This window comes from Novosphingobium sp. Gsoil 351 (assembly GCF_009707465.1).
Classification (GTDB): Bacteria; Pseudomonadota; Alphaproteobacteria; order Sphingomonadales; family Sphingomonadaceae; genus Novosphingobium.
Genome location: NZ_CP046120.1, coordinates 2,571,089 through 2,595,744, shown reverse-complemented (window position 1 = coordinate 2,595,744; position 24,656 = coordinate 2,571,089). Strand labels below are relative to the sequence as shown.

The 24,656-nt window shown below is 67.3% G+C and carries 25 protein-coding genes and 1 pseudogene; 14 read left to right on the top strand and 12 right to left on the bottom strand.

Features of this window, described 5'->3' with window-relative positions; translation table 11 throughout:
• The first annotated feature begins 36 nt into the window (after positions 1 to 36).
• On the top strand, positions 37 to 1,047 hold the full coding sequence (locus GKE62_RS12595; RefSeq protein ID WP_154692533.1) for a nitronate monooxygenase family protein: 1,011 nt from the start codon (positions 37 to 39) through the stop codon (positions 1,045 to 1,047).
• Positions 1,048 to 1,102: 55 nt separating this feature from the next.
• Here the strand turns inward: GKE62_RS12595 and GKE62_RS12590 are convergent, their stop codons facing one another.
• Genes GKE62_RS12590 through galE form a run of 3 tightly spaced genes read right to left on the bottom strand, consistent with a single transcriptional unit; the run spans position 1,103 to position 2,923 of the window.
• Positions 1,103 to 1,711 (bottom strand): HAD family hydrolase, encoded by a 609-nt coding sequence (locus GKE62_RS12590; RefSeq protein WP_230206680.1) that lies wholly within the window; start codon positions 1,709 to 1,711, stop codon positions 1,103 to 1,105.
• A complete protein-coding gene (ykgO, locus tag GKE62_RS12585) occupies positions 1,708 to 1,833 on the bottom strand; it encodes a type B 50S ribosomal protein L36 (RefSeq protein WP_003046794.1) in 126 nt (41 codons plus the stop codon). The genes GKE62_RS12590 and ykgO overlap by 4 nt, the downstream gene beginning before the upstream one ends.
• A 46-nt stretch (positions 1,834 to 1,879) precedes the next feature.
• Positions 1,880 to 2,923: a UDP-glucose 4-epimerase GalE gene (gene galE, locus GKE62_RS12580; RefSeq protein ID WP_154692532.1), complete on the bottom strand. Its 1,044-nt coding sequence runs from the start codon at positions 2,921 to 2,923 to the stop codon at positions 1,880 to 1,882.
• A gap of 143 nt (positions 2,924 to 3,066) precedes the next feature.
• On the opposite strand from galE, the gene GKE62_RS12575 reads away from it, so the two are divergent.
• The 3 genes from GKE62_RS12575 to GKE62_RS19445 are packed head-to-tail and all read left to right on the top strand — an operon-like array spanning position 3,067 to position 5,007.
• Entirely contained in the window at positions 3,067 to 3,684 is a 618-nt protein-coding gene (locus tag GKE62_RS12575; RefSeq protein WP_154692531.1) for a DUF4136 domain-containing protein, read from the top strand.
• On the top strand, positions 3,681 to 4,841 hold the full coding sequence (locus tag GKE62_RS12570; protein ID WP_154692530.1) for a M14-type cytosolic carboxypeptidase: 1,161 nt from the start codon (positions 3,681 to 3,683) through the stop codon (positions 4,839 to 4,841). Before GKE62_RS12575 ends, GKE62_RS12570 begins: the two co-directional genes overlap by 4 nt.
• A gap of 40 nt (positions 4,842 to 4,881) precedes the next feature.
• Entirely contained in the window at positions 4,882 to 5,007 is a 126-nt protein-coding gene (locus GKE62_RS19445) for a hypothetical protein (protein ID WP_255453322.1), read from the top strand.
• A gap of 5 nt (positions 5,008 to 5,012) precedes the next feature.
• On the opposite strand, the gene arsC is transcribed toward GKE62_RS19445, so the two are convergent.
• On the bottom strand, positions 5,013 to 5,357 hold the full coding sequence (gene arsC, locus GKE62_RS12565; protein WP_154692529.1) for an arsenate reductase (glutaredoxin): 345 nt from the start codon (positions 5,355 to 5,357) through the stop codon (positions 5,013 to 5,015).
• A 124-nt stretch (positions 5,358 to 5,481) separates the two neighbouring features.
• Here arsC and GKE62_RS12560 point away from each other — a divergent pair, with 124 nt between their 5' ends.
• From GKE62_RS12560 to GKE62_RS12550, 3 genes are read left to right on the top strand one after another with little or no spacing between them, the layout of a single operon-like run.
• Entirely contained in the window at positions 5,482 to 7,947 is a 2,466-nt protein-coding gene (locus GKE62_RS12560) for a TonB-dependent siderophore receptor (protein WP_230206679.1), read from the top strand.
• 10 nt (positions 7,948 to 7,957) lie between these two features.
• Positions 7,958 to 8,638, top strand: a complete 681-nt coding sequence (locus GKE62_RS12555; protein WP_154692528.1) for a Fe2+-dependent dioxygenase — start codon at positions 7,958 to 7,960, stop codon at positions 8,636 to 8,638.
• On the top strand, positions 8,635 to 9,306 hold the full coding sequence (locus tag GKE62_RS12550) for a PepSY-associated TM helix domain-containing protein (protein WP_195908376.1): 672 nt from the start codon (positions 8,635 to 8,637) through the stop codon (positions 9,304 to 9,306). Before GKE62_RS12555 ends, GKE62_RS12550 begins: the two co-directional genes overlap by 4 nt.
• On the opposite strand, the gene GKE62_RS12545 is transcribed toward GKE62_RS12550, so the two are convergent.
• The 4 genes from GKE62_RS12545 to GKE62_RS12530 form a co-directional block, all read right to left on the bottom strand.
• A complete protein-coding gene (locus tag GKE62_RS12545) occupies positions 9,303 to 9,845 on the bottom strand; it encodes a (2Fe-2S)-binding protein (RefSeq protein WP_154692526.1) in 543 nt (180 codons plus the stop codon). The two genes, GKE62_RS12550 and GKE62_RS12545, sit on opposite strands and share 4 nt — an antisense overlap.
• Positions 9,846 to 9,864: 19 nt before the next feature.
• Positions 9,865 to 10,626 (bottom strand): class II aldolase/adducin family protein, encoded by a 762-nt coding sequence (locus GKE62_RS12540; RefSeq protein ID WP_154692525.1) that lies wholly within the window; start codon positions 10,624 to 10,626, stop codon positions 9,865 to 9,867.
• A gap of 173 nt (positions 10,627 to 10,799) precedes the next feature.
• Positions 10,800 to 11,453, bottom strand: coding sequence for a cupin domain-containing protein (locus GKE62_RS12535; RefSeq protein ID WP_195908375.1), 654 nt, complete (start codon positions 11,451 to 11,453; stop codon positions 10,800 to 10,802).
• Between the two features lie 297 nt (positions 11,454 to 11,750).
• On the bottom strand, positions 11,751 to 12,242 hold the full coding sequence (locus GKE62_RS12530; RefSeq protein ID WP_195908374.1) for a helix-turn-helix domain-containing protein: 492 nt from the start codon (positions 12,240 to 12,242) through the stop codon (positions 11,751 to 11,753).
• Positions 12,243 to 12,418: 176 nt separating this feature from the next.
• Here GKE62_RS12530 and GKE62_RS12525 point away from each other — a divergent pair, with 176 nt between their 5' ends.
• From GKE62_RS12525 to GKE62_RS12495, 7 genes are all read left to right on the top strand, one after another.
• The gene (locus tag GKE62_RS12525; protein WP_154692523.1) at positions 12,419 to 12,790 is read left to right on the top strand and encodes a hypothetical protein; all 372 of its coding nucleotides are present in this window, start codon (positions 12,419 to 12,421) and stop codon (positions 12,788 to 12,790) included.
• A 136-nt stretch (positions 12,791 to 12,926) separates the two neighbouring features.
• Complete coding sequence (locus GKE62_RS12520; RefSeq protein WP_154692522.1) at positions 12,927 to 13,643, top strand: hypothetical protein; 717 nt, start codon at positions 12,927 to 12,929, stop codon at positions 13,641 to 13,643.
• Positions 13,644 to 13,891: 248 nt separating this feature from the next.
• Positions 13,892 to 14,842, top strand: coding sequence for an SPFH domain-containing protein (locus GKE62_RS12515; RefSeq protein ID WP_154693713.1), 951 nt, complete (start codon positions 13,892 to 13,894; stop codon positions 14,840 to 14,842).
• Between the two features lie 3 nt (positions 14,843 to 14,845).
• Positions 14,846 to 15,286, top strand: a complete 441-nt coding sequence (locus GKE62_RS12510) for an NfeD family protein (protein ID WP_154692521.1) — start codon at positions 14,846 to 14,848, stop codon at positions 15,284 to 15,286.
• 28 nt (positions 15,287 to 15,314) lie between these two features.
• The gene (gene msrB, locus GKE62_RS12505) at positions 15,315 to 15,716 is read left to right on the top strand and encodes a peptide-methionine (R)-S-oxide reductase MsrB (protein WP_154692520.1); all 402 of its coding nucleotides are present in this window, start codon (positions 15,315 to 15,317) and stop codon (positions 15,714 to 15,716) included.
• A gap of 106 nt (positions 15,717 to 15,822) precedes the next feature.
• Positions 15,823 to 18,090 (top strand): transglycosylase domain-containing protein, encoded by a 2,268-nt coding sequence (locus GKE62_RS12500; protein ID WP_370516098.1) that lies wholly within the window; start codon positions 15,823 to 15,825, stop codon positions 18,088 to 18,090.
• Between the two features lie 344 nt (positions 18,091 to 18,434).
• The gene (locus tag GKE62_RS12495) at positions 18,435 to 18,677 is read left to right on the top strand and encodes a hypothetical protein (protein ID WP_154692519.1); all 243 of its coding nucleotides are present in this window, start codon (positions 18,435 to 18,437) and stop codon (positions 18,675 to 18,677) included.
• A 42-nt stretch (positions 18,678 to 18,719) separates the two neighbouring features.
• On the opposite strand, the gene GKE62_RS12490 is transcribed toward GKE62_RS12495, so the two are convergent.
• The 4 genes and pseudogenes from GKE62_RS12490 to GKE62_RS12475 form a co-directional block, all read right to left on the bottom strand.
• Positions 18,720 to 20,099: a cytochrome P450 gene (locus GKE62_RS12490; protein ID WP_154692518.1), complete on the bottom strand. Its 1,380-nt coding sequence runs from the start codon at positions 20,097 to 20,099 to the stop codon at positions 18,720 to 18,722.
• Between the two features lie 47 nt (positions 20,100 to 20,146).
• Positions 20,147 to 21,160 (bottom strand): ferrochelatase, encoded by a 1,014-nt coding sequence (hemH, locus tag GKE62_RS12485; protein WP_154692517.1) that lies wholly within the window; start codon positions 21,158 to 21,160, stop codon positions 20,147 to 20,149.
• Positions 21,160 to 23,442 carry a xanthine dehydrogenase family protein molybdopterin-binding subunit gene (locus tag GKE62_RS12480; RefSeq protein ID WP_154692516.1) on the bottom strand — a complete coding sequence of 761 codons (2,283 nt, stop codon included), beginning with the start codon at positions 23,440 to 23,442 and terminating at the stop codon, positions 21,160 to 21,162. The genes hemH and GKE62_RS12480 overlap by 1 nt, the downstream gene beginning before the upstream one ends.
• A gap of 137 nt (positions 23,443 to 23,579) precedes the next feature.
• Positions 23,580 to 24,346, bottom strand: a pseudogene (locus tag GKE62_RS12475) (Mrp/NBP35 family ATP-binding protein).
• Between the last annotated feature and the right edge of the window lie 310 nt (positions 24,347 to 24,656).

The window sequence follows — 24,656 nt, the reverse complement described above, 5'->3', positions numbered from 1 at the left end:
TGCCGTTGGCGCCGCCGCCGCCTAAGCGCCCGCGCCATGACCAGCTATCCCCTCACCGCCCACCTGATGCAGCGCGGGCGCGATTTCCTCGGCAGCGAATACGCGATCCTTTGCGGCGCGATGAGCTGGGTGTCCGAGCGCCATCTCGTCTCCGCGATAAGCGAGGCGGGCGGCTTTGGGGTGATCGCCTGCGGAGCAATGACCCCGGACCTGCTCGACGCCGAAATCGCGGCGACCGCGGCGCTGACCAAACGCCCGTTCGGGGTCAACCTGATCACGATGCACCCGCAGTTGTTCGATCTGATCGAGGTCTGCGTGCGCCACAAGGTCGGTCACGTCGTGCTCGCGGGCGGCATTCCACCCAAAGGCAGTGTCGAGGCGATCAAGGAGGCGGGGGCCAAGGTCCTCTGTTTCGCGCCGACATTGGCGCTGGGCAAGAAGCTGCTGCGCTCGGGCGCCGACGCGCTGGTGATCGAGGGGATGGAGGCGGGAGGCCATATCGGCCCGGTTTCGACCAGCGTGCTCGCGCAGGAAATTCTTCCGGCACTGGCCGAGGAACACCTGGTGTTCGTCGCGGGCGGGATCGGTCGGGGCGAAGCGGTTGCCGGTTATCTCGAGATGAACGCCTGCGGAGTTCAACTCGGCACGCGGTTTGCCTGCGCGACCGAAAGCATCGCCCACCCCGCGTTCAAGAAGGCGTTCTTCCGCGCCAGCGCGCGCGATGCGGTCGCCAGCGTCCAGGTCGATCCGCGGCTCCCGGTAATCCCGGTCCGCGCGCTCAAGAATTCGGGTACCGAACTGTTCACCGCCAAGCAGCTCGAAGTGGCCAAGGCGCTCGACGAGGACGGCATCGCGATGGGCGAGGCGCAGCTCCAGATCGAGCACTACTGGGCCGGCGCGCTGCGCCGTGCGGTCATCGACGGCGATGTCGAGCACGGCAGCTTGATGGCCGGGCAGAGCGTGGGGATGGTGACCCAGGAAGAGCCGGTGGCGGAGATTGTCGCATCGCTGATGGCCCAGAGCGAGGCGGCGCTGGGGCGGCGCTAGGCCCGCTCGACCCAAACCCGTCGCCCCGGCGAAGGCTAGAGAAGGTTGCGGAGCTTCAGCTCCGCCTCAAGCCCCCCGCATCGACGAAATGGTGCGCGCGCCACCCCCGCGCCCGCGCCGCCTCCACGTTGGGCAGCGAATCATCGATGAACAGCATCGCTTCCGGGGCATAGCCGAAGCGCCGCTCGGCCAGCGCGTAGATCGCCGGGTCGGGCTTGGCGAGCTTCTCCACGCCCGAGACGATCACGTCGCGAAAGGCGTCGAACACCGGAGCTGTGGGGCGGAAGCCGGCCCAGGTATCGGCGCCGAAATTGGTGATGCCGTGCAAGGGGACAGCGCGCGTCAGCAACGCCTCGACCAGCTCGAGGCTGCCCGGCACCGGCCCGGGTATGCTTTCGTTGAAGCGACAGGCGTAGGCTTCGATCAGCGCGGCTTCGGCCGGAAACTCCGCCGAACGTTCGGCGACCATCTCCGCGATCGGACGACCGGCATCATGCTGGAAATGCCACTCAGGCGTGACCACGGTGGTCACGAACCATTCGAGCCGCGCGGGATCGGGTATCAGCTTGGCGAATAGAAACCGCAGGTCCCACTGGTAGAGGACCCGGCCAACGTCGAAGACAACTGTCTGGACTTTTCCAGCCTCGCGGCCGGACGCGATCAACCCTGGCGCGCCTTGAAGCGGCGGTTGGTCTTGTTGATCACGTAAGTGCGGCCGCGGCGGCGAATCACGCGGTTGTCGCGGTGGCGGTCCTTCAGCGACTTGAGGCTGTTGCGAATCTTCATGACAGGTTCCGTGGCAGCCCGCAGGCTCGAATTTGAACGCGCGCCGTTATCGGCGGGTCGTGGCGAAGTCAACCGTGCGCGGGGCTTCGGCGCCACCGCGGATTTCGGTCAGCTTGCGTTCCCAGGCAAGCGCGTGGCCCACGATCGTGTCGAGATCGGCGTAGCGCGGCTGCCACGGAAGCGTCGCGAGAATTCTGGCGTTGTCCGAAACCAGTGCGTCCGAATCGCCCGGCCGGCGCGCCTCCATCCGGCGGTCGAGCTTGCGGTTGGTCACCCGATCGACCGCGTCGAGCACTTCGAGCACCGAGAACCCGCGCCCGTAGCCACAGTTGAGCGTGAGGCTGCGCGCCGGGTCGGCGATCAGCGCCTCGAGCGCAAGAACGTGCGCCGCGGCGAGGTCGGCGACGTGGATGTAGTCGCGCACCCCGGTGCCGTCCGGCGTGTCGTAGTCGGTGCCGTAGACCCCGACATAGTCGCGCTTGCCCAGCGCCGCCTCGACCGCGATCTTGAGCAGATGCGTCGCCCCCGCGGTCGATTGCCCGGCGCGCGCCTGCGGATCTGCGCCGGCGACGTTGAAATAGCGCAAGGCGCAATAGTTGAACGCATGCGCCGCGGCGGTATCCGCAAGCATGCCTTCGGTCATCAGCTTGGAGCGGCCGTAAGGGTTGATCGGCACTGTGGGCGTGGTCTCGCCCAACCGCGCCGCCTCCGGCGCGCCATAGACCGCCGCGGTCGAACTGAAGATCAAGTGCGGCACCCCGGCAGCGACGCAGGCGGCGATCAGCGCGCGGCTGTTCACGGTGTTGTTGAGGTAGTATTTGAGTGGATCGGAGACCGATTCGGGGACGATGATCGAGCCGGCGAAGTGCATCACGGCGCGGGTGCCCTGCTCGGCGAAGATCCGCGACAGCAGCGCCTCATCGGCGATATCACCCTGATAGAACGCAACGCCTTCGGGCACCGCCCAGCGGAATCCGGTCGAGAGGTCGTCGATCACGGTCACCGGCCAGCCTGCGTCCAGCAAGGCGAGCACCGCGTGGCTGCCGATATAACCGGCGCCGCCGGTCACGAGTACAGATAGCTTTGACATACTTACCTTTGGAAATTCAAACCATGACTCGCTCATGGCGAGCGCGTAGCACGCAATCTGTGCGCGATGGTTAACGCTCGCATTCAGCCCTGCTAAATCCTTTGCGGCTAAGGATTTGGCCGAACTTCAAGGGGCTTTCGACCATGCGTTTCCTGTTCGCCACCGCCGCGCTGCTCGCGTCGGCTTATCCCGCGATGGCGTCCGCCCCGGTCGAGGTGACCCGCTTTCACACCCCGGCCACGCTGGCTCAGCTCGGGCCCGGCTGGGTCGAAGTTGCTCCCGCTCCCGGAACCGACGCGCGCAGTCTCGAGACCCGCGCCTGGCTCGACGCGGTGGCGCGCGAGCTTGCGGCGCAAGGTTTGGCACCGTCCGCGGCCCAGCCCAGCGTCGGGCGCATCGCCGAAGTCCGTCTGACCCGCGACGCGGTGCCCGGCAGCGAGCGTCGGGGCGGCGGGTCGTCGGTCAGCATCGGCATCGGCGGCGGTTCGGGCGGCGGATGGCACCGTGGCGGGGGCACCTCGGTCGGGGTCGGCCTTGGCGTCGGCTTCCCGCTCGGTGGCGGACAGCGCGGCGGTGACGTCATGAGCGAGCTGTCGGTGACGATCCGTGACAAGGCCAGCGGCGCGCCGTTGTGGGAAGGCCGCTCCGCCTTGCGCAGCCCGCGGCGCGAGGCCGATAAGCCCGAAACCGCCGCGCGGCTCGCCCATGCGCTGTTCGTGGGCTTTCCCGGAAAGTCGGGGGAGACTATCGAGGTCAAATGACCTCAAAAATTGCACCCATCCAGATCGACGCCGCGTTCGACAGCGGCAACATCGAAGTCCTTTCCATCGACGGGACTTCGGCCCGTCTGGCGATCCGCAAGGACCGGGATTCGGACTTCTTCCAGTGGTTCCACTTCCGCGTTTCGGGTGCGGCCGGACGCCGGGTCGAACTGAAGATTACCGGGCTGGCAGCCAGCGCTTATCCCGGCGGGTGGACCGACTATCGCGCCTGCGTCTCGGAAGACCGTGAGTTCTGGGGCCGCGCCGATACCGCGTGGGACAAGGACGCCGATGGCGGTACCCTGACCATTCATTACACCCCCGCCGCCAGCATCGCCTGGTTCGCCTATTTCGCGCCCTATTCGATGGATCGCCACCACGACCTGGTCAGCCAGGCCGCGCTGGCCGAGGGCGTCATGCATCGCCAGCTGGGCCGCAGCCTGGACGGCCAGCCGATCGACTGCCTCGAGTTGGGTGAAGGCGACAAGCAGGTTTGGCTCTACGCGCGCCAGCATCCGGGCGAATCGATGGCCGAATGGTGGATGGAGGGCGCGCTCCAGTGCCTGACCGATTCCACTGACCCAGTCGCACGATTACTGCTGCAACAGTGTCGCTTTCACATCGTCCCCAACGCCAATCCCGACGGATCGGTGCGCGGCCACCTGCGCACCAACGCCATTGGGGTCAACCTCAACCGCGAATGGCATGAGCCCAGCGCCGAGCGCAGCCCCGAGGTGCTCGCTATCCGCAACGCAATGGACGAGAGCGGCGTCCACTTCGCGATGGACATCCACGGCGACGAAGCGATCGCCGCGGTGTTTCTCGCGGGGTTCGAGGGGGTGCCCAACTGGACCGAGGCGCAAGGGCAGGGCTATGAACGCTACAAAGCGATCCTCGACCGGCGCTGGCCCGATTTCCAGACCAAGCTGGGCTACCCCATCGCCGCGCCGCGCAAGGCCAACCTGACGATGAGCACCAACCAGCTCGCCAACCGCTTCGGCCCGAGCCACGGCTGCGTGTCGATGACGCTGGAGATGCCGTTCAAGGACTACGCCGCGCTGCCGGATGCCGCGCAAGGATGGAGCCCGGAACGCAGCCGCCTGCTTGGGCGCGAGTGCCTGGCGGCGCTGGTCGAATGGTTGGAGACGACCGGCTGAAATTTACGATTCGTTAGGGGCCGGGGCGCAAAGTCGAGTCATGGCTCGTGCCCTTGCCTTCGCCGCTTCGCTTCCGCGCTCCGTGCCGATCGAGCTGGCGCGCGTTGCCATCGTGTCCGGATGCGCGCTGGCGCTGATTCTGGCGGGACAAATGCCGCTGTTCTGACGTTTCTACAGAATCTCGCGCACCACATCCTGCGGGCGGCATAGCCGGACGCCTTTTTCCGTCTCCACCACGGGCCGCTCGATCAGGACTGGCTCCGCCACCATCGCGGCGAGTACTTCTGCGTCGCTTGCGTCGGGCAAACCTCGTTCCGCCGCATCGGTCCCGCGCAAGCGCAGACCCTGCTGCGGCGTAATTCCGGCATCGCGATAAAGCTGGGCGAGCTTCGCCGCGGTCGGCGGGGTCTTGAGGTATTCGATTACCGCCACCTCCACGCCCGGAGATTCTTCGAGGATCGCCAGCGTCTTGCGTGACGTGCCGCAGGCGGGATTGTGCCAGATCGTCGCTTTCATAAGCCTGTCTTGCGCAAGCAGACGGACGGCGTCAACGGCGCGCCTTCTTTTTGCGAATGCCTCGCATTAGTGTTGACGTTGCGAACGACTCTCAATAGCACGCCCCTCGAAGGGGAATTCGTTCGTGTCCGAGAGACTGCCCGCATTTCTGGCGCTGAGTTGCGTCGCTTTCGCGTCGCCTTCAGCCCAGGCTGCGGTGGCCGAAGCGGACACAAGCGAAGTTGCGGCGGCCGACCAGATCGTGGTCAGCGGCGCGCGCCAGGCGGGCGAGGAAGCGCAATCGCCCAAAGTAATCGCGCCGCTGCTCGATACCCCGCAGACCGTCACCGTGATCAGCGACCAGACGCTGCGCAAGCAGAACCTGCTGACGTTGCGCGATGCGCTGGCGACAATCCCGGGGATCACCTTCGGCGCCGGCGAGGGCGGCGGCGGGTACGGCGATTCGATCAACTTGCGCGGATATTCGGCCAACAACGACATCACCGTCGACGGGGTGCGCGACAGCGCGCAGTACAGCCGCACCGACCCGTTCTATCTCCAGCAGATCGAGATCTACAACGGCGCGAACTCGGTCTACAACGGCTCGGGATCGGTCGGCGGGACGATCAACCTGGTCAGCAAGGCCCCGCAAGCAGACGACCTGACAATCGTTTCGGCGGCGGCGGGAACCGATGATTATTACCGCGCCACGGTCGATACCAACCTGCGCGTCTCGGAGCCGGTCGCGGTCCGCCTCAACGCGATGGTTCACCGCAACGACGTTCCCGGACGCGACGTCGAGCGCTTCAAGCGGTGGGGGGTGGCCCCGGCGATTACCCTGGGCATCGCGGGTCCGACCAGCCTGACGCTGGACTACTTCCACCAGCGCGACGACAACACGCCGATCTACGGCGTTCCCTATTTCAAGAACGAGATCAACGACGGTCCGCTCAGCGAAGCGGACGACAGCGACTATTTCGGGATCGTCAATCTCGACGAGCAGGAAACCACCGTCGACCGCCTGAGCGCGACCTTGCGCCACGAATTTTCGGGCGGCGTCTCGCTCCGCAACCTCACCCGCTGGCAGCGGGTCGGGCAATACAGCGTGACCAGTGCGCCGCAGGGCACCTTCTGCCTGACCGGGAGCGGCCGCCAGCCGATCACCGCCGCACCGGGCCAGACCGTGGGCGCGGCGTGTACCGCCTCGATCCAAAACGTGGTCAACGCCGCCGGGGTGTTTCGCGGCGCCGCCAACCCGCTGACCAGCCCCAACGCGTTCGGCATCGCCGTGCCCCCCGGGTTTTTCCAGCCCAACGGCCCGCGCGGGCGAGTGCGCGATCAGGTCAACCAGCTCCTCTACAACCAGACCGACCTGCGGATCGAAAGCGGCGCCAAGGGCGGGACGCACAACACCCTGGTGATCGGCGGCGCGGCGACGGTGGAGGATTATGCGATCACCACCGCCGAACTGATCCGCGATGCGCAAGGCCGCGCGCTGATCCTGCCGCAGACGCCGATTCCGAACCCGGACACGACCTACACCGGGCCGATCAACTACACGGTCACCGCCCGGTCGAAGGCATCGACCACCAATCTGGCGATCTACGCGTTCGACAACCTCGAATTCGGACCGCATTTCGAGCTCAACGGGGGCGTCCGCTATGAAAGCAACCGCGCGCGCTTCCGCCCGGTGCCGCTGGCGTTCTATCCCGCCGGAACCGCGGTGCCGACCGCGGCCGAACTCGCGGTCCAGTCGAGCCGGGAAACGTTGTTCTCGTGGCGCGCGGGGGCGATCTACAAGCCTGTGGGCAAGGTCAGCCTCTACGCCGCAGTCGCCAACTCCTCCACGCCGTCCTCGGCCACGGTCCGGCTGGGCTGCACCAGTGGATCGGGCGCGACGTTCGTGAATTTCTGCAACGTCGCCCCCGAAAAGGCGCGCAGCTACGAGATCGGCGCCAAGGCCGAGGTGGGCAAAGTCCTGCTCACCGCCGCCGCGTTCCGCAACGAGCGGACGAACTACCGGGTGCCGTCGAACGATCCCGCGCAACCCGCCGGGCTGCAGGTGCTCGACGGGCGCAGCCGGGTCGACGGGATCGCGCTGGGGGCTTCGGGCTATGTCACCCCGCGCTGGCTGGTCTTCGCCAACTACACGTACCTCGACGGGCGGGTGAAGCAGAGCGTGTCCGACGCCTGCCTCGCCGCGCCGAGCGCCGCGTGCCTCAACAGCGCCGCGATCCGCGATCCCCAGGCCGGCGACCGGCTGCTCCAGACGCCCGAGCATTCGGGCAGCCTGTTCACCTCGTATCGTTTCCCGTTCGGGCTCGAGGTCGGGTACGGGTTGACCTACCAGGGCAGCTTCGCGCTCCACCAGCGCACCTTGCTCCAGCGCCGCCAGTTCAAGTCGGACGATTACGTCACCCAACGCCTGCTGGTGTCGTACCCGGTGACCCCGCGCCTTGCGGCGCAATTCAATGTCCAAAACCTGTTCGACGAGGATTACTACACCTCGATCCGCAACAACGTGAACGCCACCTCGGGGGTGATCACCGGCGGCTGGGCCACGCCGGGCGACGCGCGTCAGGCGACGCTCAGCCTGTTCTACAGCTTTTGAGTAGCGCTCGATGATGATCGCCATTCCCGATGTGCTGAACGCGGAACAGCTCGCCGCGGTGCGTGCCACGATCGACGGTGGCGAGTGGATCGACGGCAACGCCACCTCTGGCCACCAGTCGGCGCTCGCCAAGCGCAACCGCCAGCTTGCCGAAGGCAGCGCGGCGGCGCGCGAGGCCGGGACAGTGGTCATCGCGGCCTTGCAGGCCTGCCCGACCTTCATCGCCGCCGCGTTGCCCGCGAAGATCTTCCCCCCGCTGTTCAACCGCTACGCCGCCGGAGAGGCCTTCGGGACTCATGTCGACAACGCGATCCGCTTGGGTCCCGACGGCCTGCGCGTGCGCAGCGACTTGTCCGCCACCTTGTTCCTCGCCGATCCCGGCAGCTACGACGGCGGCGAACTGACGGTCGAGGACCGCGCCGGAGCGCAGGCGGTCAAGCTGCCCGCCGGGCACATGCTGCTATACCCCGCCTCCAGCCTCCACCGGGTCGAACCGGTGACGCGCGGAGAACGGATCGCCTGCTTCTTCTGGGTCCAGTCGATGGTCCGCGACGACGGCGCGCGGCGGATCCTGTTCGATCTCGACAACGCCGCCCGCAGCGTCGCCGCCGCGCAAGGCCACGACGCGCGTCCGGTGATCGAGCTGACCGGCGTGTACCACAACCTCTTGAGGCGATGGGCCGACGCGTGAAGGTCGCCTACCATCCGTTCATTCCGCGCGGGCTTCAATCGGCCGACCTGCTCAAGTGGCTCAAGCGCATCCACGCCTGGTCGGGCTTGTGGGGGGCGCTGTTCTTCCTGGGACTGGGCCTGTCGGGCGTGCTCCTCAACCACCGCCAGCAGGCCAAGATCGACACCGGCGAACCGGTCGAACTGGCGGCGGTCGAGTTGCCCGTCGCGCCCGGGGCAATCCCCGACGCCAGGGCGCTGGGCCGCTGGGCCAAGGCGGAGCTACGCTTGCCGGTCGATGCCCAGCCGGCGCGCGGAAAGCCGGGCGAAAAGCGTCGTGAGGGCGGCAGGTTCATGGGCCGCGAGGTTAAGACCGCCGCGCCGTTCAGCCAGACTTTCGCGATGCCCGGCGCGCGGGTGACGGTCGAATATGTCCCCGGATCGAACCACGTCACCGCCAGGCGCGAGGAGGTCAATGCGCTGGGCGTGCTCAAGAACCTGCACAAGGGCGTCGGCCTGCCGATCGCGTGGGTGCTGCTGATCGACACCATCGCGGGCGCGTTGATCGTGATGGCGTTGACCGGGTTCCTCCTGTGGTCGCGGCTGCACGGGCCGCGGCTGCTGGCGGGGGCGCTGGCCGGCGGCTCGCTGGCGTGGGCGCTGGCGGCGGCGGTGCCGACGTTCGGCTAGGGGAGTTTCGCCTCCATCGCCGGAACCTGGCGCGCGGCATCCTCGGGCCTGATCCCCGGCGCCGGCGCGGCAGCGATCCGTTCCTCGCCGCGCATGATGCGCCCGGCGCGCTGGACCGCGCGGACGAGGCGCGGATAGACCCCGCAGCGGCACAAGTTGGGCAGCGCGGCGACGATGTCCTGCGCCGAGGGATCGGCGTTGCGGGCGAGCAGCGCGGCGGCCGCCATCACCATCCCCGGGGTGCAATAGCCGCACTGGATCGCGCCCTCGGCGACGAACGCCTGTTGCACCGGATGGCTGCGATCGCGGCTCAGCGCCTCGATCGTGGTGACGCTGCGGCCCTCGACTTCGGCCAGGCTGACCAGGCAACTGCGGATCGCCTCGCCATCGACGATCACCATGCACGCCCCGCAATCGCCCGCGCCGCAGCCGAACTTGGTGCCGGTCAGGTTGGCGGCGTTGCGCAGGCCCCACAGCAGCGGAGTCTGCGGATCCATCCGGAACGCGACCGGGCGATCGTTGAGGGTGAAGCTGGACAAGCCTCAGGTGTCGGTCAGATCAATCGCGCCAGCTGCGATCCACCCGGTCGATCCGCCGGGTCCAGGCGGCGAAGTCGGCCGCGCCCGGCCCGCCGGGAGGCGAGGCCTGGCTAAGGTCGCGCTGATGCACGTCGATCACGTCCTGCGACACGACGATCGGTTTGCCCGCGGCCATCGTCGCAAGCTGAATTTCGCAGGCGCGCTGGAACCCCCAGTGGGTGAGGAACATCTCGGGCAAGGACTTGCCGAGGATGACCGGGCCGTGGTTGCGTAGGAATAGGATGCGCTTGTTGTCGAGGTTGGTGAGCAGCCGTTCGCCTTCTTCGGCGCGCACCGTCACGCCCTCGAAATCGTGGTAGCCGATCTTTCCGGCGAAGTTGCAGGCGTAGAAGTTGACCGGCTGGAGCCCGCATTCGAGGCTGGACACCGCCATCGTCGCGGTGGTGTGGGTGTGGCAGATCGCGTGCGCCCAATCGAGGTGGCGGTGGAAATAGGCGTGCTGGGTGAACCCCGCCTTGTTGACCGGATAGGGGCTGCCGTCGAGGTTGTTGCCGTCGATGTCGATCTTGACCAGGTTGCTCGCGCAGACTTCCGAATAGAGCAGCCCATAAGGGTTGATCAGGAAGGCGTTGTCCTCACCCGGCACCCGCGCCGAGATGTGGTTGTAGATCGATTCGGACCAGCCGAGCAGGTCGAAGATCCGATAGCAGGCGGCGAGCTCCTGGCGGATCGCCCACTCTTCCTCGCTGCAGTCCAGGTTGCGCTTCAGTTGCGTGGCCATGGCCCTCTCTCCGCATCATTCGGGTTGCGATGTGCAATCTCTATCGCATGACCGTCGGCGCCGATGCAATCGCGCAACCGCTAGCTCCGCGGTCGGCCAGCTGCTCGGCAATGTCAGGAACGAGGTGGAAACGGACTTTGATGGTGCGATCGTTCCGGTAGGCTCTCCTGCCGTCATGATGCGGGGCGCAACTCGTCAAGCGTTGCCCAGTACCGCTTCCCGTCGACTTTCGTGATCCAGTATTCGGTGAACAGGTTGCTTGGCGAACACAAGGCGCCGGCGACCGTGCCAGCACCCATTCGTCCGTGAATCCGCTCCCCTACCCTGAGCTTGAAGCAGTCCGGCTTGGCCGTGGTCGGTACGCCGGGCTTGAGCAACGAGGGCTTGGCGAGGATGCCGTGTGCGCTCAGCTCGAACACCGGGTCGACCGGCAGGTTGAGGAACGGTCCGATGCCGTGGACCTGGAGGATGGTTTCCAGCTTGGCATAGCCGAAATGGGCCATCTTTGGCGCGACTACGCCGAGCGCGCCTTGAGGCATGGGGACGAGCTTTGACCGGTCCAACCGCGCGCCCATGCCGAGCGCCCATGCGCCACTCAATACCGTGATGTTCTCAGTACGCGGATGGGTGTGCGGCAGGACGAAGTAGCCCGGGTCGTGATGGATGCGGATGACAAATTCCGCGTCGGGTACTTCTGGATCGCCGACCAGCTTTTCGACCCAGACGCCCTCCACCATCGGATGCATGGGGAAAACCCCGCCAGTGTGCGTCGAAGCGGGTTGCGCAACCGCGTCCGGTAAAAGCAGCAGACCAAGCGCGGCAAACAACGATGCATTTCTGAACATGTCTTTCGCCCCTCGGTCGCTGTTACCCTGCTGTGCGCGACCCGGGGATATTGGGATACGAAAATCGGCAGGTTACGGCATCGAGGGGGCAAGGTCGGCGAACCCTTGCCGGTATCGACCAAGCAATCTTCGAGCGACGAGGCAGCAGGGCAGGACGTCGAGATGTCCGCAAAAGGGGTCGCGATCGGTCTGACCGCTGTTGGTCCGCGATTTCGACAAGCCACTCTACATGGGGCGTGTTCTTCGCCAGGCGCCGGTCCCAGCGGCCGCGGAAGTGCTTCAGGCGGCGGCGATCGACTGGCGCCGTTCCATCGCGTCGACTTCGCTGCGCTCGCGCCAGGTCAGTTCGCTGGGGGCGAGCACGCGCCCGTCGGCGGCATGGATCGCGATGGGCGCGATCGGCCGCCCGTCGCGTTCGTCGCACAGCACCGGGATGTTGGGCACGGTGCAACCGTACTTTTCGCCCCACTGGCGCAACGCGAGCATGGCGGGAAGCAGGTCGCGGCCCTTGTCGGTCAGGCGATATTCGATGCGGCGGCGGTCGTCGGCGCAATGCTCGCGCTTGAGGATGCCGTGATCGACCAGCCGCGAGAGGCGGTTGGAGAGAATGTTGCGGGCAATGCCCAGTTCCTCGAGGAATTCCTCGAAGTGACGGACGTGGTTGAACGCCGCGCGCAAGATCATGAACGACCAGCGCTCACCCATGACGTCGAGCGCCGAAGGCAGGCCGCAGGCCGCCAGATCGTTGAGCGGTTCGCGCAATTTACCCATCGGTGTTCCTCTCTCGCGCCTGAGATACCCCAGAAACGCGCAAATCTCAAAATTTAATCACCGCCAAAAAAATAATAGGTTTCTAGTTGCAACCTGCAACCTAATGCGATAGGTATCGATTCGCAACGGAAAACTCCTCCCCGGGTTTCCGACAGCTCCTCGGAAGGGAAACGACCATGACCACTACTTTTTCCTCGCGCTCCTCGCTGAGCCAGCTCGCTTTCGTCGCCGCCGCGTTCGTCGGCACCGCGCTGAGCTTTGGCGCCACCGCCAGCCCGGCCTTCGCCGCGGGCGGCAGCTTCTACGAAGTCCAGCTCGCCACGCCGCTCGACGGCGCCAAGACGGCCGTCGTCAGTGATGTCGCCTGGAAGTGCGACGGCGCCACTTGCCGCGGCAGCCAGGGCACCTCGCGCGCCGAGGTCGTCTGCGCCCGCGTCGCCCGCAAGTTCGGCGAAGTCGCCAGCTTCGCCAGCAAGGGCGAGGCCCTGGATGCCGAGGGCCTGGCCAAGTGCAACGGCGAAAAGACCTCGGCTGTCGCTCGCCGCTAACACCCCTCCCAGCGCGCCCGGTCACGACCCCCTGCCCCCCGGGCGCGCCTCCTCCCCGGGCCGCAGCGAGCCAAAGCCTCGCTTGCGGCCCTCTTTTGTTCATGACCGGACGCGCGGCGGTCCCTATACGGGCGCGATGATCCGCTTTCCCGCTGTCGCCGCGCTGTTCGCGCTCGTCGCCACCCCGCTCGCCGCGCAAGCCGCCGGACCCGCTCCAGCCCCGCCGCCGCTTCCCGAGCTCGACGCCGAGCAGAAGGCCCAGCTGACGTGTTCGGCGGTGTTTGCGATCGTCGCCTCTGACCAGGCGCGCGGCGAGGAAGCCGCGCTGCGGTTTCCCCCGCTCAAGGTCCGCGGGCGCGAATACTTCGTCCGTTTCGGCGCCAGGACGATCGACAAGACCGGCATCACCCGCGAGACGGTCAAGGTGCTGCTCGAAAGCGAAGTGGAACGCCTGCAGAAGCTGGCGGCCGCGGTGGGCGATCCGCAGGGCACCCTGACGCGCACGATCGCACCCTGTCTGCCGCGGCTGGACGCCGAAGTGCCCCCGCTGGCCAAGCCGACGCTGGGCCAATGCGCCGCGATCCTCACCCTCGCCTACGAGGAAGTCCATGCCCGCGAAGGCATGGCCGGGCCCGAGGCGCGCGATCTGAAGATCCTTTCCGCGGTCGTCGAATCGCGCCAGCGCAAGGCCCTGGCGGCCAAGGGGCTGAGCGGCGACGCGATCGACAGAAGCGTGGCGCAAGAGCATGACCGGATGCTCAAGGAAGCGCTGGGCACGGGGCCAGGGGTGGAGAAGTACGATCTCCAGACCTGTTACGAGTTCGCCAAGCCGGACGAGAAATCGCACTACTGAGGTCCTCCCCTGCAAGGGGAGGTGCCACAGCGAAGCGGAGGCGGAGGGGTGTCCACACCGTCGTTGTCACCCCTCCGTCAGCCCAAGAGGGCTGCCACCTCCCCTTGCAGGGGAGGATCGAACCAACTGCGACCGATTCCGCTTTTCCCGTGCGCTCCAGCAGCTAGACTCGCCCTCCTCGATCAAGGGAGTTCGACGTGGAAGCCTTCGTAGTTGCCTTCTTGGTGCTGGTGTTCGTGTTCCTGATGATGGGAGTGCGCGTGGTCCGCCAGGGCCACGTCTATACCATCGAGCGGCTCGGCAAGTTCACCCTCGCCGCGCAGCCGGGGCTCCACCTGATCATCCCGTTCGTCGACCGGGTCGGCCAGAAGATCAACGTGATGGAGCAGGTCCTCGACATCCCGGGCCAGGAAATCATCACCCGCGACAACGCGATGGTCGGGGTCGATGCGGTGGTGTTCTTCCAAGTGCTCGACGCGGGCAAGGCGGCCTATGAGGTCTCCAGCGTCTATCAGGCGATCATGCAGCTCACGACGACCAACTTGCGCACGGTGATGGGCAGCCTGGACCTCGATGAGACGCTATCGAAGCGCGACGAAATCAATTCCCGGCTGCTGCTGGTGGTGGATTCGGCGACCGAACCGTGGGGCGTGAAGATCACCCGGATCGAGATCAAGGACATCCGTCCGCCCGCAGACATCTCCAACGCGATGGCCCGCCAGATGAAGGCCGAGCGCGAGAAGCGCGCGCAGATCCTCGAGGCCGAAGGCAGCAAGAGCGCCGCGGTGCTCAAGGCCGAGGGCGAGAAGCAGGCGCAGATCCTGGAGTCCGAGGGCCGCAGGGAAGCCGCGTTCCGCGATGCCGAAGCGCGCGAACGCGCCGCCGAGGCCGAGGCCCGCGCGACCCAGGTGGTGTCCGACGCGATCGCCACTTCGGGCACGCAGGCGCTCAACTATTTCGTCGCGCAGAAATACACCGAGGCGGTGGCCGAATTCGCGCGCTCGCCCAACGCCAAGACGATCCTGTTCCCGATCGAGGCGACCCAGTTGATCGGCACGCTCGGCGGGGTGGGCGAACTGGTCAAGGACGCCTTGGGCGGCGGCACCGCACCCCCCGCCCGGCCCCAGCCGCAACCGCCTCGCCAGCTGCGGCCCGAGAGCCGCGCGAGCGTTCCGCCCAGTCTGCCGCCTTCGGAATAGGCGATGTTCGACTCGTTCGATCCGCAATGGACCTGGCTGGTGCTCGGCCTGGTCCTGGCCATCGCCGAGATGGTCGTGCCCGGCGTGTTCCTGATCTGGTTCGCCGCCGCGGCGATGATCGTGGGCCTGCTGGGCTTCCTCTTGCCCCTGCCGCTGCCGCTCGAGGTGGTCTTGTTCGCAGGTCTGGCGGTGGTCAACGTCCTCGCCGGCCGCCGCTGGCTGCGGGGCCATCCGGTCGAGAGCGCCGACCCGTTGCTCAACCAGCGCGGCCAGCAGCTGGTGGGGCGCAAGGTGGTGGTGACCCACGCGATCGAAGGCGGCAGCGGGCGCGTGCGTTGTGGCGACACCGAATGGCTGGCGCAGGGGCCTGACGCGATACCCGGCACGAAGCTGACGGTGACCGGAAGCACTGGCTCGACGCTCATTGTCGATGCCGTTCCCTGATCCCATATCCGCGGCCAAGGAGAGCTCCATGACCGAGAAGATCCACCTCACCGACGCCGAATGGCGCGAAAGGCTCAGCCCCGAGCAGTACGCCGTCCTGCGCCAGGCCGGCACCGAGCGGGCTTTTGCCGGGGCCTACGACCAGAACAAGGCACCCGGGCTGTACCGCTGCGCCGGCTGCGGCGAGCCGCTGTTCTCGTCGGATACCAAGTACAACTCGGGGTCGGGCTGGCCCAGCTACACCGCGCCGGTCGCGGACGAAGCGGTCGAGGAAGTCCGCGACGCCTCGCACGGGATGGTCCGCACCGAAGTGCGCTGCGCCAAGTGCGAGGGCCACCTCGGACACGTCTTCCCCGACGGTCCGCGCGATGCCGGGGGCTTGCGCTATTGCATCAACAGCGCGGCGCTAGATTTCGAGGAAAAGCCGTAAGGCTGAGGCGACGACAGCAAGCTATTAACCCTGCGTTGCAAAACGCCTATGCATGGCGGCGCCCGGCGGCACGAACCCCTCGCCGGCGGGAGAAACAAGCGCGATCATGGCCGGTAAGCAACCGATGCGCCGCGGGTCGCGCCGCAGTTCCGCACCGCCCCCGCCGCCGCCGCGCAAGGTCCCGCGCGCCGCCCCCCAGGGCTGGCGGCTGTGGCTGCGCCGCGCGGGGCTGTGGGTCGGGGCGCTGGCGCTGGTCGGAATGCTTTTTCTGGGCGTGGCGGTGGCGGTCACCGCGCGCTCGCTGCCCGGTTATGCGGCGCTCAAGAGCAGCCAGGTCGGCCAGACTATCGTCGTGCGCGCCGCCGACGGGACCGAGATCGTCACCCTGGGGCCGAGCTATGGCCACTGGATCCCCAACTCGCAGATCCCCCAAGTGATGAAGGATGCGATGATCTCGATCGAGGATCGCCGCTTCCGCTCGCACATCGGGGTCGATCCGTTGGGCCTCGCCCGCGCGGTGTTTGTCAGCGTGCGCGATCAGGAAGGCGCGCGCGCAACCTCGACGATCACCCAGCAGCTGGCGCGCAACATCTTCCTCAACAACTCGCGCTCGCTCACCCGCAAGGTCCGCGAGGCCGTGCTGGCGATGGCGCTGGAGGCCAAGTTCTCCAAGGACCAGATCCTCGAGCTCTATCTCAACAAGGTCTATTTCGGCGGCGGCGCCTATGGCATTGATTCGGCCAGCCGCAAGTTCTTCAGCCACCCCGCGACACAGCTGAGCCTGGAGGAAGCGGCGATCATCGCCGGGCTGGTCAAGGCTCCGTCGCGCTATTCGCCCACCGCCGATGCCGCCGCCGCGGTCAAGCGCGCCAACGTCGTGCTTCGCGCGATGCAGGCCAACGGCAAGATCAGTCCGGGCGAAGCGGCCAGTGCTGAGGTCTCCGCGGTCAAGCTCGCGCCCGAGGAGCGCCAGGATTCGGTGCGCTATTTCACCGACTGGGCATTGCCCCAGCTCGACATCCTGCTGCCCGACAACACCGAACCGATCGAGGTCTGGACCACGCTCGATCTGGGGATGCAGCGCGCGGCGACCGCGGCGATCGCCGCCAACGTTCCGGGCGCCGCGCAGGGCGCGCTGGTCAGCCTCGACCGCGACGGGGCGGTGCTGGCGATGGTCGGCGGCACGGACTACGTCCATTCCAACTACAATCGCGCGACCCAGGCGGTGCGTCAGCCTGGCTCGGCATGGAAATTGTTCGTCTACCTCGCCGCGCTGGAAGCGGGCTACACACCCAACGACCGGGTGGTCGACGAGAAGGTGACGATCGACGGCTGGACGCCGCGCAATTCGGGCGGAACATATGCGGGCGAAATCGACGTGCGCACCGCGTTCGCCTATTCCAAGAACACCGTCGCGGCACAGCTCGGCAACGAGGTGGGCTTCAGCACGGTGGCGGCGATGGCCCGCCGCTTCGGAATCACCACCCCGATCAACACCCTGCCCTCGATGGTGCTGGGTACCTCGGACGTGCGGGTGATCGACATGGTCCGCGCATTCGCCGCGGTATCGGCCAAGGGCGCCGCGATCGAACCCTATGGAATCAAAAAGGTCACCACGCTCGACGGAGATTCGCTCTATCGCCATCAGGCGAGCGGCGGACAGAGCCTCGTTCCCGGCTACGTCGCGGCAGGTATCACCGACCTGCTCCAGACCGCGGTCAATATCGGCACCGGCAAGGCCGCGCAGATTGGCCGCCCGGTGGCAGGCAAGACCGGGACCACCAGCTCGAACAAGGACGGCTGGTTCCTGGGCTTCTCGAGCGGGATCACCACCGGGGTGTGGATGGGCCGCGACGATGCCCGCGCGGTTCCCGGCCTGCAGGGCGGGACCGCCCCGGCGCGCGCTTTTGCCGCCTATATGCGCTACGCCGTCGCGCGCCGCCCGGTCGAACAGTTCGACACCGAACTCAAGCTGCCCGAATGGCAGCTCGAACCCGACGACGAGGCGTATTACGGCCAGCCCAACGATTACCAATACGTCGACGAGCAGGGCAACCTGATCGATCCGGGCACGACGCAGCAGATACCCGGTGAGCCGGTCGGCCCGCGCGACGGCAGCGATCAACCGCCAGCGCCCGGCGGAGTGCTGCCCGATGTTCAGAATCCGCAAGCCGCGGGCGACGAATTCCTCAACGAGGCGACGGGCCGCAATGCGCCCCCAGTCGATCCGCGCGCGCGCTCCACCGATGGCGATCCGCGCGCACGGCAATATGCGCCGGACCGCGGGCGCCCCTATGCGCCTGACCCGCGAACCAGGCAGTATCCACCCCCGCCGCGCGGGCCTCCAGTCTATCCCGGCGCGCGACCGAACTGACCCGGTTTGCTGGAGGTCCACCCGCTGACTGGCGTTCGCCTATCAGGTTCCGGCGAAAGACCTTCTTATCATGTTCCGCAAGATTATCGCGGCTGCGCTGCTCGCCAGCGCCGCGCTCACCGCGATCAAAAGCAACGGCCGCGAGGTTTGGCACATCGTGGCGGCCAACGAAGGCCACGGCCATTCCAAGAGGGGAGTGCGGGGACCACGCGTTCCTGGCGGAGCTGGCGTTCCGGTGGAAATACCTGCTGGGCGAGTGATCGCAGGAAATAAATTGCCTTGCCGGCGCAACCGACTCTCACCCGTGGGCGTTCTCCCCTCGAACGAGTTCAAGGAGAGCAACAATGGGACTTCTGAGATTGGCCACGCTCGGCGCCATCGGCTACGGCTTGTGGCGCGCGGTTTCGGGCAACCCCGGCAAGCTGCAGCACGCCGGTTTCGCGCCCGGCGAAACCGATGGCGAGAACTTCGCCAAGGTGCGCCACGCCGGACCGGAAGGAATGCGCAGCGACCCAAAGACCTGGAGCAAGCGCGACCAGGCGCTCGATGAGAGCTTTCCCGCGAGCGATCCCCCGGCAACGTACTGAGATTTAATGCCCTCTCCCCCCTCGGGGAGAGGGCAGTGTCGCTCAATCCGCCAGCGGCCGAAACATCATTCGCAGGCCGTCCTTCGGCTTGGGAATCGGCCACGGTGCCCACGGCGGATCGTAACCCTCTTCCAGCACCAGTTCGTAGCGCGTCAGCACCTGCGCCAGCAGAATCTTGATCTGCATATAGGCGAAGTGCAGCCCTACGCACATGTGAGCCCCGCCCCCGAACGGCACCCACGCGTACTTGTGGCGCTTGGCCACCTCCTCCGGGGTAAAGCGCAGCGGGTCGAAGCGCAGCGGGTCGGGCCAGTGTTCGGGCATCTTGTGGGTTATCTGCGGGCTAATTCCGACCTGCGTCCCCGCCGGGATACGATAGCCGTTGAAGGTGAACTCACGCAGTGCGCGGCGGGGTAGGCCCGGCACCGGCGGGATCAGACGCAACGCTTCCTTGAACGCCATTTCGGTCAGTTCCATGCGCGTCATGTCGTCGTAGGCGACGTTGCCGGTGCCGTTCGTCACCGCCATGGCCTCGGCGCGCAGCTTGTCCTGCCAATCGGGGTTTTTGAGCAGGTAGTAGAGCAGCGAGCTGGCCGCGCTGGTGATCGTGTCGTGCGCGGCGAGCATGAGGAAGATCATGTGATCGACCACCTGGCTCACGTCGAGCAGGCTGCCGTCCTCGCGGGTGGCGTTGGCGAACTGGCTGAACATGTCCTGCCCGCCACCGGTCTCGCGACGCTTAAGCGTCTCGGCGGTAAACAATTCGACGAGGAACTTGCGCCCCGCCACCCCGCGCCCCATCGCGGTGCCCGGCCAGGGCTTGCGCACGATTCCGATCGAGGCGTTGACCAGATCGACGAACGCCTGGTTGACCCTGGCGGATTCCGGCCCCCACGGAATACCCAGAAAGCTGTCCGCCGCCAGATCGAGCGTGAGCTGCTTGATCGCCGGGTAGAACAGCATCGGCTTGCCGCCCCACCCGCTGACGCCGTTGGCGATCCCGCGATTCAGCGCGTCGGAATAGTGCCGCATTGGCTCGGGCTTGAACGCGATCGACAGCGCCCGGCGATCGACCCGGTGCGCCTCGAAATCGATCAGCATCAGCCCGCGCGGAAACAACTGATCGAGCGCCGGACCCCAACCCTGCTCGCTCGAAAACAGCTTGTCGCGGTCGAACAGCAGCAGCTCGTTGGCGTCGGGCCCGATCAGCGTGACCTGGTTGACCCCGAACGGGCGCGAGCGGAAGACGTTGCCGTATGTCGCATGCATTCGCTTGCCGTAGCCGATCGGATCGGAGACGAGCGCGAGCGTGGTCCCGAACACCGGGATGCCGGTCTCGCCGGGGATATGCGCGAGCGCATCGGCGGGAAGCTTCTGGCTCCAGTGGGTGAAGCGGGGAGCGGATTGGGCCAGCGTCGCCATAGGAACCTCGTGGTGATTACTTACCGCCGTGTAAGCAAAGCGCCGCGCTAAATCCACCCGCCAAGTTCGCGCCGCACCAATGCCTCGAGCATCGTCATACTGGGCGTGCCGGTGTTGAGGCAGGCGAGCGCGGCGAAGTCCTGCCCACCGGCTTCGGTAAATTGCTCGCGACCGCGGATCGCCAGTTCCTCCAGCGTTTCCAGACAATCGGCGGAAAAGCCGGGCGCCGCGACGACCAGCGACCTGGTGCCCTGTTCGGCCTCTGTCATCAGCATCGTATCGGTCGCTGGTTCGAGCCACTTCGCTCGTCCGAAGCGCGACTGGAAACTGGTCTCGACCCGCAGTCCCGCGTGGCTCGCGGCAAACCGTTCGCGCAGCATGCGGGCGGTCTTCTGACAGTGGCAGTGATACGGATCGCCAAGCGTCAGCGTCCGTTCGGGCATGCCGTGGAAACTGAGCAGCAGCACTTGCGGAGCGAACCCCAGCCCCGCGATCTGCGCGGCAAGATCGCTGTGCAGCGCGTCGATATAGGCCGCATCGTCGTGATAGGGCGGGAGGGTGCGCACCGCCGGGGTCCAACGCATCGCCTTCAACGCGTCAGCCAGCGCATCGAGCGCACTTCCGGTGGTCGCCCCCGAATATTGCGGATAGAGTGGCGCGACGAGAATGCGCTCGCACCCGGCTGACTTGAGCGCGTCGAATTCGTCGCCCAGCGCCGGACGGCCATAGCGCATCGCGTGACGGACCAACACCGCATCGCCCAACCGCTCCTGCAGCGCCTTGGCCTGTGCCGCGGTGATCGCCGCGAGCGGTGAGCCTCCCTCGCTCCACACTTGCGAATAGGCGTGGGCCGATTTCTTGGGCCGGGTGGTTAGCACCAGCCCGCGCAGGATCGGCTGCCACAGCAATGCCGGTATCTCGACCACCCTGCGGTCCGAGAGGAACTGCTTGAGATAGCGCTTCACTGCGGGCGCGTCGGGAGAATCCGGGGTGCCAAGATTGATCAGCAACACCCCGATGCGGGGCTTGGGGACGGGCGGGTGGTCAGCTGGTCGAGCCATCACACGTCCTCGCTCAGCAGCGGGAGCCGCCGAAAGCGCACCCCGGTGGCGGAGAACAGCGCGTTGGCGACCGCCGGGGCGATCGCTACGGTGCCCAGCTCGCCCGGATCGAACGGGGGCGCTTCGCTGTCGATAAAGTCCACGACGATCTCCGGGGTGTCGCCCAGATAGGGCAGACCCAGCGCCGCCAACCGCGCGGTCATGGGCACGCCCGCTTCGTAGCCGCCTGCCGCGCCCATCGCCAGCCCCAGGCCAAAGATCAATCCGCCCTCAATCTGCTGGCGGGCGAGGTCGAGGTTCACGATCCGCCCGATGTCGGCGACCGCGGCAAGCTTGTCGACGCGCACCCCGCGCTCGTCGCGCCGCGCGGTGGCGATCACCGCGATCCGCCCGCCCCCGGTCCCTGGCGCGGCGATGTCGTCCATCCGGTGGCAAGCGAGGCCCTGCCCGCTCTGCTCGATCCCCCCGCCCCACTGCCCCAGCCGCGCCACCGCGGTCAGGCAGGCGGCGAGGCGGACGTCGGTGGCGAGCAGCTCGATCCGGTACGACAGCGGCTCGCGCCGGGCTTTGTGGGCGAGCTCATCAATGAAGCTTTCGGTGAAGAACGCGGTGTAGCCGTGGGCATTGCCCCGCAGGCGCGACGTCGGCAGCGCCAGATCGACCGCCACGCGATCGACCGCGAGGTGAGGGATGGCATATGCCGGGATCGCGCCCTCGGTGGCGAGCGCATCGCTCGCCCCGGCGCTGGCCGCGAGCGCCTCCAAGGGCGTGGCGCGGTCGAACAGGCGGGCGGCGAATTCGCGATTGGTCGCGGGGACCGCGATCCGGGTACGCCAGGCGGCGATCTCGCCTCCGGGAACCAGCTTCGCGGCCAGCACCGCGGCGACCGGCGCTCTGGGCCAACCGCGCAGGGTTTCCTGCTGGCGCGAATAGATGAGCTGGACAGGGCGGCCGACGCTGCGGGCGATGCTCGCGGCCTCGACGGCGACCTCGTGCTCGAGCCGCCGGTCGAACGATCCGCCCGCTGGCATGGGATAGAGCACCACCTCTCGGGCCGCCAAACCCATGGCTTTCGCCACCGCCTGCCGCGCCTGTTCCGGGGCCTGGCTGGCGAGCCACAGCTCGAGCTTGCCGTCTGCGAACCGCGCGGTGGCGGTCGAGGTTTCCAGCGTGGCATGCAGCGCAGGAGCCGCCTCGTAGCGGGAAACCAAGGTTGCGGGGCGGCCAATCACGGTGTCGGGGTCGCCCTTTTCGACCAGCCGCTCGGCCTCTCCGCGGCGCAGCGCGGCATCGAGCGCGGCGGCGATGCGCCCGCTGTCCGCCGCCCCCGCCTCGACGTGCCAGCGCGGGCGCATCGCGGTAAGCGCGCGGTCGGCGGCCCACCAGTCGCTGGCGACCGCGGCGAGCCAGCGCTTCGTTTTGACCACGCCCGTCAGGCCGGTGATCCCGCGCGTCGCCTGCTCGTCGAAGCCCTGCAAGGTGCTGTCGCCGATCGGGCCGTGGGCGATCGCGGCATAGACCATATTCGGCAGGCGGACGTCGCCGGCGAAGGCAAAGCTGCCGTCAATCTTGGACGGCGCATCAAGCCTTTGAGATTCCGGGGTCGACCCCGCCGCCGCGCCGGGGCGCTCGCGGGCCGGCTCGGCGCGCAGCACCGGCGGATCGGGCGGATCATACTCCGCGGCCTCGACCGCGAGATCGGCGAAGCGCAGGCGTCGCTTGCCGTGGACGATGAACCCGTCCTTGGCCTCGCACTCCTCCCAGCCGACGTCCCAGCGCTCGGCGGCGGCCATCGCCAGGACATTACGCACCGCCGCCGCCGCCTCGCGCGCCGGAGCCTCGTAGGCGGCGAGCGCGGTGCCGTCGGCGGTGATCATCACCGCGTGACCCTCGGCGAAGCGCCGCGCCAGCGTGCCGTCGGGATCGTCGCCCAGGCTTGAAAACCATCCGCTGCGCACCCCCGCCCAGCGCGCCGCGATGACCGGGTTGGCATAGGCCGGGCTGATCGCGGCGGGCTCGACCGCGATCTGGCGCCAGTCCGCGCCCAGTTCGACCGCGACGATCTGGGGGAGCAGCGTGGTGACGCCCTGCCCCATCTCGCACTGCGGCACCGCGACCGAAATCACCCCGTCGCGGGCAATCTTGATCCAGGCGTTGTATGCGGTCTCGCCCGGCGCGGGTTCGAGCGGCAGCGCGTAGCGGCGAGGCAGAAGCGTGTAAGCCGCGATGAGGCCGCCCCCAGCGAGCGCCCCCATGAGCAAACCGCGGCGGGTGGGGCTCATTCCCGCTCCCTACCCCACCCCGCTCGTGTCGAGCGAAGCCGAGACACGCCGCGCAACAGTCGAAAGTCGCGCGGCATCCCTCGACTTCGCTCGGGATGAGCGGGGTTCGGAAAGATCGACGTTGGTAAAGGCCACCGCTATTTCTGGTTTTCCAGCCAGGTGGCGACACGCTTGGCGATCGCAGCGAACGCCTGTCCCGGCGGGCCGTCGTGCGCCGCGGGGGGCGCCCGGCGTCACTGTCCTGGCGAATCGTCAGGTCGAGCGGGATGCGTCCGAGGAACGCCAGGCCCATCGATTTAGCCGCGGCCTCGGCGCCGCCCTGGCCGAACGGCTCGCTCTCTTCGCCGCAGTGCGGGCAGACATAGCCGGCCATGTTTTCGACCATGCCGACGATCGGCACGTCCCCTTGTTCGAACATCCCGATCGCGCGGGCGGCGTCCATCAGCGCCAGGTCCTGCGGGGTGCTGACGATAACCGCGCCATCGGGCTTGTGCTTTTGCATCATCGTCAACTGAACGTCGCCGGTGCCCGGCGGGAGGTCGATGATCAGGGTGTCGGCATCGCCCCATTCGGCATCGAGCAACTGGCCCATCGCGTTGGCCGCCATCGGCCCACGCCAGGCGACCGCCTGTCCCGGCTGGACCAGGAAGCCCATCGACAGCAGCGGCACGCCCCACGGGCTTTCCACCGGGATCAGCTTGTTGCCCCGCGCTTCGGGACGCTTGCCTTCGTTGGCCATGATTCGCGGCTGCGAGGGCCCGTAGATGTCGGCGTCGACCAGCCCGACCTTGCGTCCCTGGCGCATCAGCGCGATCGCGAGGTTGGCGGAAAGCGTGGACTTGCCGACCCCGCCCTTGCCCGATCCGACCGCGATGACCTGGCGCTTGGGCTTGTCCGCGGTCATCGCGATCCGCACTTCGCGGACCGCACTCAGCGGCCGCAGCGCATCGCGCACCGCGATCTCCAGGCGATCGCGTTCGAGCCGGTCGAGACCGTGGACTTCGAGCACCAGCGTGGCCACGCCGTCCTTCATCCGTGCCGATTGCAGCCGCGGTCCCGCAGCCTCGGCCAGCGCCTCCTCGATCTGCTTTTCGGTGCCCGTATCCGCGTCGCCCGCCATGGCAGCGGCTCCTATAGAGGAATTTGGGGCGCGACACTGTTTTTTGAAATCGCGCCCCCCTATATCGGCAAGATGAACGATAAGGGCGGGTGGC